The organism is Streptomyces sp. NPDC049585 (genome assembly GCF_040675615.1).
GTDB classification, from domain to species: Bacteria; Actinomycetota; Actinomycetes; order Streptomycetales; family Streptomycetaceae; genus Streptomyces; species Streptomyces luteosporeus.
Map to the genome: position 1 here is coordinate 1 of NZ_JBFAPE010000069.1, position 6,185 is coordinate 6,185.

At 73.0% G+C, this 6,185-nt stretch carries 7 protein-coding genes; 2 read left to right on the forward strand and 5 right to left on the reverse strand.

What is annotated here, in order from left to right; genetic code table 11:
• Nucleotides 1-179: 179 nt before the first annotated feature.
• On the reverse strand, nt 180-893 hold the full coding sequence (locus AB0K17_RS30600) for a YoaK family protein (protein ID WP_365984999.1): 714 nt from the start codon (nt 891-893) through the stop codon (nt 180-182).
• 191 nt (nt 894-1,084) lie between these two features.
• On the opposite strand from AB0K17_RS30600, the gene AB0K17_RS30605 reads away from it, so the two are divergent.
• Nucleotides 1,085-2,764, forward strand: coding sequence for a ubiquinol-cytochrome c reductase cytochrome b subunit (locus AB0K17_RS30605; RefSeq protein ID WP_365969977.1), 1,680 nt, complete (start codon nt 1,085-1,087; stop codon nt 2,762-2,764).
• A 32-nt stretch (nt 2,765-2,796) separates the two neighbouring features.
• Nucleotides 2,797-3,066 carry a hypothetical protein gene (locus tag AB0K17_RS30610; RefSeq protein ID WP_365985000.1) on the forward strand — a complete coding sequence of 90 codons (270 nt, stop codon included), beginning with the start codon at nt 2,797-2,799 and terminating at the stop codon, nt 3,064-3,066.
• 196 nt (nt 3,067-3,262) lie between these two features.
• Here AB0K17_RS30610 and AB0K17_RS30615 read toward each other — a convergent pair whose 3' ends face one another.
• The 4 genes from AB0K17_RS30615 to AB0K17_RS30630 form a co-directional block, all read right to left on the reverse strand.
• Nucleotides 3,263-3,622, reverse strand: a complete 360-nt coding sequence (locus AB0K17_RS30615; protein ID WP_365969979.1) for an arsenate reductase family protein — start codon at nt 3,620-3,622, stop codon at nt 3,263-3,265.
• A 77-nt stretch (nt 3,623-3,699) separates the two neighbouring features.
• Complete coding sequence (locus AB0K17_RS30620) at nt 3,700-4,560, reverse strand: hypothetical protein (protein WP_365985001.1); 861 nt, start codon at nt 4,558-4,560, stop codon at nt 3,700-3,702.
• Nucleotides 4,561-4,574: 14 nt separating this feature from the next.
• Nucleotides 4,575-5,444, reverse strand: coding sequence for a papain-like cysteine protease family protein (locus tag AB0K17_RS30625; RefSeq protein WP_365969981.1), 870 nt, complete (start codon nt 5,442-5,444; stop codon nt 4,575-4,577).
• Between the two features lie 32 nt (nt 5,445-5,476).
• Nucleotides 5,477-6,185 (reverse strand): hypothetical protein (locus tag AB0K17_RS30630; RefSeq protein WP_365985002.1); only part of this gene is annotated, 709 nt, incomplete at its 5' end.

Here is a 6,185-nt window from a genome sequence, read left to right on the forward strand (position 1 = left end):
GGCGCGATCAGCCGGCGACGGCCTGCAGTCGACGCGCCGGGGGCGAAGCGCGGCACCCCATCTGCGGGCGCGTCGTGGCTTGTCGCGCCCACGCGGCGGCAGCCGCACATCGACTAGGGGTCCCGCGCCCCTGACGGGGCGCCGTGGTGGCTGCGTGACGAAGATCCGCCGGACACGGCCTAAGGCCGCCGTACGGCGTGCCCCGCGGCGACGAGCAGCACCCCGCCGGCCGCCGCCAGCAGAACCACGTGCGGCCGCAACCCCTCGCGCAGGGCCCACGCGCCCAGCAGGCCGCCGGCGAACATGGCCCCCACCGTCGCCGTGCGGCGCAGCTGGCTGGGCGCGTCGGAGGAGATCCGCGAGTCCACGGCCAGGGGCGAGCCGCCGAGCAGCCCGGTCAGCGCCCGGGTGGCCACCGTCGTGGGCAGGTCCGGCACCTTCGCCCGCAAGGTGGTGATGTTGCGCATGCCCATCGCGACCGCCACGATCGCTGCCACCGCATAGTGCCGTGCGGTCAGCGGCGCACCGGTGCCGCCGATGCCCCAGGAGACCGCCGCGCCCACCGCCAGCAGGACGGCCTCCGCCACCAACCCCGCCGCCAGCCACCGCCGTCCGCGGGCGTCCGCGCCCGACTCGAACCGCGAACCGAGCACCGCCCCCACCACGAAGCCGCCGAGCGAGGCGGTCGAGGCGGCAGGGGACAGGCCGCCCTGCCCGGCGAGGGAGAAGCCGAGCAGGAGCAGGTTGCCGGTCTGGACCGAGGTGAAGACCGGCCCCAGCACCAGGAAGCTGACGGCCTCCACGACCCCCGTGGTCACGGTGAGCGCCGCCATGGCCACCGGAAGGGCGCCGCGGCCCTCCCCGGGCCACGGCCGGCCGGCGGTTTCCGTCATAGACGGACCATAGGACCGCAGGCCGCGCCGAGGGGACAGGAGCGGCCGGACACTCCCCGACACTCCGCGCAAATCACGCACACTGCGGCCGAATGCGTGGAATATGGGCGCACAGTGCCAGGAATCGCCATTCCTGTGGAAGAAGTGGCTGGCAGGGAAATGCCGCCCAGGGTCCGGGAGAACTGCAGCGCATGACCGACACTCAGCACACCCCCGCGGCCTCGCCCGGCCACCCCGCCCCCGCCTCCGCGGGCGAGCGGCTGGCGACCTGGGCCGATGGCCGCATCGGTCTGTTCTCGCTGGCCAAGGCGAACCTCAGGAAGATCTTCCCCGACCACTGGTCCTTCATGCTGGGCGAGGTCGCCCTCTACTCGTTCCTCATCATCATCGTCACCGGCGTCTATCTGACGATGTTCTTCAAGCCCAGCATGAACGAGGTCGTCTACCACGGCTCCTACGCACCGCTGAGCGGCATCCTCATGTCGGAGGCGTACCGCTCCACGCTCGACATCAGCATGGACGTCCGCGGCGGCCTGCTGCTGCGCCAGCTGCACCACTGGGCGGCCCTCGTCTTCATCATGGCGATGACCGTCCACATGATGCGCGTCTTCTTCACCGGCGCCTTCCGCAAGCCGCGCGAACTCAACTGGCTCATCGGCGCGGGCCTGCTCATCCTCGGCATGTTCGACGGATTCATGGGCTACTCCCTGCCCGACGACCTGCTCTCCGGCACCGGGATCCGCTTCATGGAGGGTGCGATCCTCTCCGTGCCCATCATCGGCACCTACCTGGTGATGTTCATCTTCGGCGGCCAGTACCCCGGCACCATCTGGATCCCCCGGTTCTTCACCGTCCACGTGCTGCTGATCCCCGGCATCATGCTCGGTCTGCTCGTGGCCCACCTGATCCTGGTCTTCTACCACAAGCACACCCAGGGATACGGCCCCGGCCGCAGGAACCAGAACGTCGTCGGCATGCCCCTGATGCCTGTCTACATGGCGAAGGCCGGCGGCTTCTTCTTCCTCGTCGGCGGCATCCTCGCCGTCTTCTCCGCCATCGCCCAGGTCAACCCCATCTGGGCGTACGGCCCCTACCGGCCGGACCAGGTCACCACCGACGCCCAGCCCGACTGGTACATGGGCTTCGCCGAAGGCCTCATCCGCGTGATGCCCGGCTGGGAGATCAACTTCCTCGGCCACACCCTCGTGCTCGGCGTCTTCATCCCGCTGGTGGTCTTCCTGCTGGTCTACCTCGCCCTGTGGCTCTACCCCTTCTTCGAGGCCTGGCTCACGGGCGACAAGCGCGAACACCACATCGCCGAACGGCCCCGCAACAACCCCAACCGCACCGCCTTCGGCGCCGCCTGGATCGCCGAATACGCCATCCTCCTGATCGGCGGCGGCAACGACCTGTTCGCCACGCACTTCCGCCTCTCGCTCAACGCGATCAGCTGGACCGTGCGCATCGGCTTCTTCGTCCTGCCCGTCCTGGTCTTCCTCATCACCAAGCGGTGGTGCCTGGGCCTGCAGCGCCGCGACCGGGAGAAGATCCTGCACGGCCGCGAGTCCGGCGTCATCGTGCGCCGCCCGCACGGCGAGTACGTGGAGATCCACGAGCCCCTGCCCCAGGCCGACCTGTACACCCTCACCGCGCACGACCAGCCCCGCCCCTACGAGCTGCCGCCCCCGGTGGACGAGAACGGCGTCCCCCGCAAGGTCGGCTGGACCCAGCGGCTGCGCGCCCGCCTCGCCCGCACCTACTACGGCCCCTACGGCCAGATCGCCAAGCCCACCGCCGAGGAGTACCGGGCGGTCCACGCCGCCCACGAGAGCGTCGAGCACCACAAGCTCGCCGAACGCAGCAGCCACTGACAACGGGCCCGGCCGGCAGGACGGTGAGACACGTGCCCCGACTGCGCCTGCGCACCCCCCGGCCCTACCCGTTCGGCCTGCTCGTCCCGGTGGCCCGTACGGCCACCCGGACGGCGGCCGAGGAGGTCCGCCGCTTCCTCGGCACCCACCGGATCCGCTCCACCGTGGCCGACTGCACCCCGCGCGGCCGCGGCCGGCGCCGCTCGCCGTGGAAGCTGCAGGTCCTGGTCTTCCCCGACGACGCCGGCCGCGCCCGCCGCCTGGTCAACGACTGGACCCTGCCGGCCGACGCCCCCGACTAGGTCCGCCCCGTCAGGGGCGCGGGGCGGTGTCGATATGCGGCTCCGCCGCGTGGGCGCGCCACCACGGCGCCCCGTCAGGGGCGCGGGGAACTGCGCGATCAGCCGACGACGGCCCGCAGCCGACACGCCACCCCGGGGGCCGACTGCGGGCCGTCGCGGGCTGATCGCGCAGTTCCCCGCGCCCCTACGGGTCGCCCTAGCGCGGCAGTACCGACCGCACGGCCTCCTCCGACCGGCCCACCACCGTCGTGCCGTCGTCGGCCGTGATGATCGGCCGCTGGATCAGCGACGGGTGCGTCGCCAGCGCCTCGATCCACCGCCCGCGATCCGCCTCCGTACGCCCCCACTCGGCGACGCCCAGCTCCTTGGCCGCGGCCTCGCCCGTCCGGGTGATGTCCCACGGCTCCAGCCCCAGGCGGCCGAGCACCTCTCGCAGCTCCTCGGCACTCGGCGGCTCCTCCAGGTACCGCCGGACGGTGTACTGCGCCCCCTCGGCATCCAGCAGGGACAGCGCGGAGCGGCACTTGCTGCAGGCGGGATTGATCCAGATCTCCATGGCCCAAGAGACTGCCACATCCTCGCACGCACAGTGGCCCGGCCCCACCGGGGGCCGGGCCACACGGACGACAAGGGTCAGGCGGTGGTGCGGCGGCGGTGCACGACGACGGCCGCGGCGCCCGCTGTCGCAAGGGCCGCGCCGCCGCCGGCCACCGGCAGCCACGTGGGGCCGGCGGGGGAGGACGCGGCCGTCGGCGCCGGGTGGTCCTCGGGGAGCGCGTAGCCGCCGGCCAGGCCCTTGCGGTCGTACGCCGAGCCGGGCTGCTTGTCGCCGTAGCGCTTGGCCACCAGCTGCTGGTACGCCGCGAGCGTGACGCGCGAGGCGCCCTGCAGGGCCACGCCCGCCTCCTTGTTCAGCGGCTCGACGAACCCGTCGCCGGTCAGCCGGTACCAGCCGTGGACCTGCGGCTCCATGAAGGTGCGCGCCTGCTCGGTGCCGCGCTCGGCCGCGGCGATGTCCGCCTCCCCGTCCCGGATCCCGGCCAGCTGCCAGGAGCCGCCGGCTGGCTGCGGGGCGAGCAGGACCGCGGCCTGGTGGCCGTCGGTGGCCGAGACGCGGGAGGCGAGGTAGGACAGCCGCAGGGCCGAGGCGGCGCTCGCCCGGGCCCTGCCGGTGACGAACTCGGGCGCGAGCTCGTACATCGGCACCGGCTTCTTCAGGTCGAAGCCGGGCGCCGCCGCGGCCAGACCGCGTCGGGCGCCCGCCGAGGTGCCGCCGTCCGCGCCGCCGTCGGAGCGGTGCTGGGTGGCGGTCAGGAAGCGGGCGACGGTGTCGTGGACCTGGCCGGAGCGCAGCACCTGCTGGGCGGCGGTGTAGTCGGACGGCGCGGGGGCGGCGGGCCCGTCGGCTGCCTGGGCGGAGGTCATGGTGCAGACGGTGACGGCGGCAGCGGCCGCGAGAGCGGCGGCGGCCCGTCGGGTGAGGGAACGGTGCATGGTGGGTTGCCTCCTCAGGCGTGGATGCCGATGCGCGAGTGGGTCCACCGGAAGGAGTTGTTCCCGGCGTAGGTGGAGTAGTTCCACCACGTGTACGTCTGGGTGCTGGGCCAGGGATCGCCGACCGCCACCATGTTGCTGGTGCTGTCGTAGCCGTAGATGACGTTCATGTGACCGCCGCCGGAGGTCCAGCCGATGCGGACGGCGAACGGGCGCCCGTTGGCTATCTCGTTCTGCGTCTCGCCGAAGGAGGCGCTGCGCCACAGGTCGGTGCCGCTGTTGCGGAAGCCCATGGTGCGCAGGCCGTTGGCCATGTCACCGAGCGTCGCGGGCCGGTTGTTGCAGTCCAGGCCGCTGTTGCCCTGCTGGGCCAGGCGGCAGAAGTCGTACTGGTTGTAGGAGGTGTAGCCCCAGTAGTTGGCGATCGTCAGGCCGGAGGCGTCCCAGCACCACTGGTCGCGGACCTGCTTCTGCATGCCGATGTTCAGGGCCGTCCACCCGGTGGGCCGGCTGGTGCCGCACGACGGCAGGGAGCCGGTGTCCTCCCGGATGAACGCGTCGGCGATGTAGTAGGCGCCCGACCAGATCCAGCGGTTGTTGTTCTCGACGCTGTCGCCGGTGGTGCGGCACTGCATCGGGATGCGGTCGCCGATCGCGGAGGTGCCGGTGACGTTCGAGGTCAGGGACGGCAGGGAGCGCTGGTTGATGGTGGGGAAGTTGCCCTGCCCGGCCACGACCGTGCCGGTGACCGCGGCCTGGGCCTGTGGGGCGGCGCCGAGCATCAGACCGCCGGACATCACGGCGGCGGCCAGGGTGGACAGGACGGCCTTCCCGCGCCCGGGTGTGCGTGCCGGGGTGCGGGAGGACCTGCGGAATCTGTGCATGGGGGGTTCCTCTTCGTACTGTTGCGTACTTTTCAGACGTGGCGTGTGTGCCGGCGCCGCCACCACAGGGCGGCCAGGGCGCCGGCGCCGGCGACGCCGAGCGCGGTGATGCCGATGGTCACCGCGCCCGGCCCGTCGCCGGACGCATCGGAAGCGGCCCCGCTCGTGGGCGAAGGCGAGGGTGCGGCCGGCCGGGCCGCGGAGCGCGCCGGTGCGGCGGGCCCGGCGGATGCGCCGGTGGCACCGGCCAGGGACGCGGCGGTCACCTCGGCGCGGTACTCGGCACGGCCGAGCGCGGGGAAGGCCGTCTGGGCGGTGACCGTCCACCGGCCCGCCGGCAGTGCCTCGGCGGTGGTGTACGCCCCCGGCTCGCCCGGCACCGGGACGAAGCGCCAGGGGCCCAGCGTGGTGCCGTCGGAGGAGGTCGCGGTGAAGGTGCCGGCGACCCGCTCGTCCACCGGGTGGCCGTCCTCCTCCCACGTCGCCTTGGTGGTGGGGTGCCCCGCGGTCACACCGGAGCCGGTGAGGCTGATGGTGTCCCCGTGGGCGTGGGCCGTGGTCGCGCCGGCGAGGGTGAGCAGGCCGGCGAGGACGGTGGCCGCGGCCGTGGCGCGGCGGTGGTGCATGAGCACGTGACTTCCGTGGGTGGGGGAGGGGTGGTGGCCGCGCACGTGCAGGTTGCGGTGGCCGGTGCGGCGGTAGGCCAGGCGGTGGATGAGCCACGGGTAGCCGTGGTAGGCG

What these genes read in the sequence shown, in the direction of transcription:
- AB0K17_RS30600 (WP_365984999.1), bottom strand. Translation starts at nt 893, where the DNA reads ATGACGGAAACCGCCGGCCGGCCGTGGCCCGGGGAGGGCCGCGGCGCC.
- AB0K17_RS30605 (WP_365969977.1), top strand. Translation starts at nt 1,085, where the DNA reads ATGACCGACACTCAGCACACCCCCGCGGCCTCGCCCGGCCACCCCGCC.
- AB0K17_RS30615 (WP_365969979.1), bottom strand. Translation starts at nt 3,622, where the DNA reads ATGGAGATCTGGATCAATCCCGCCTGCAGCAAGTGCCGCTCCGCGCTG.
- AB0K17_RS30620 (WP_365985001.1), bottom strand. Translation starts at nt 4,560, where the DNA reads ATGCACCGTTCCCTCACCCGACGGGCCGCCGCCGCTCTCGCGGCCGCT.
- AB0K17_RS30625 (WP_365969981.1), bottom strand. Translation starts at nt 5,444, where the DNA reads ATGCACAGATTCCGCAGGTCCTCCCGCACCCCGGCACGCACACCCGGG.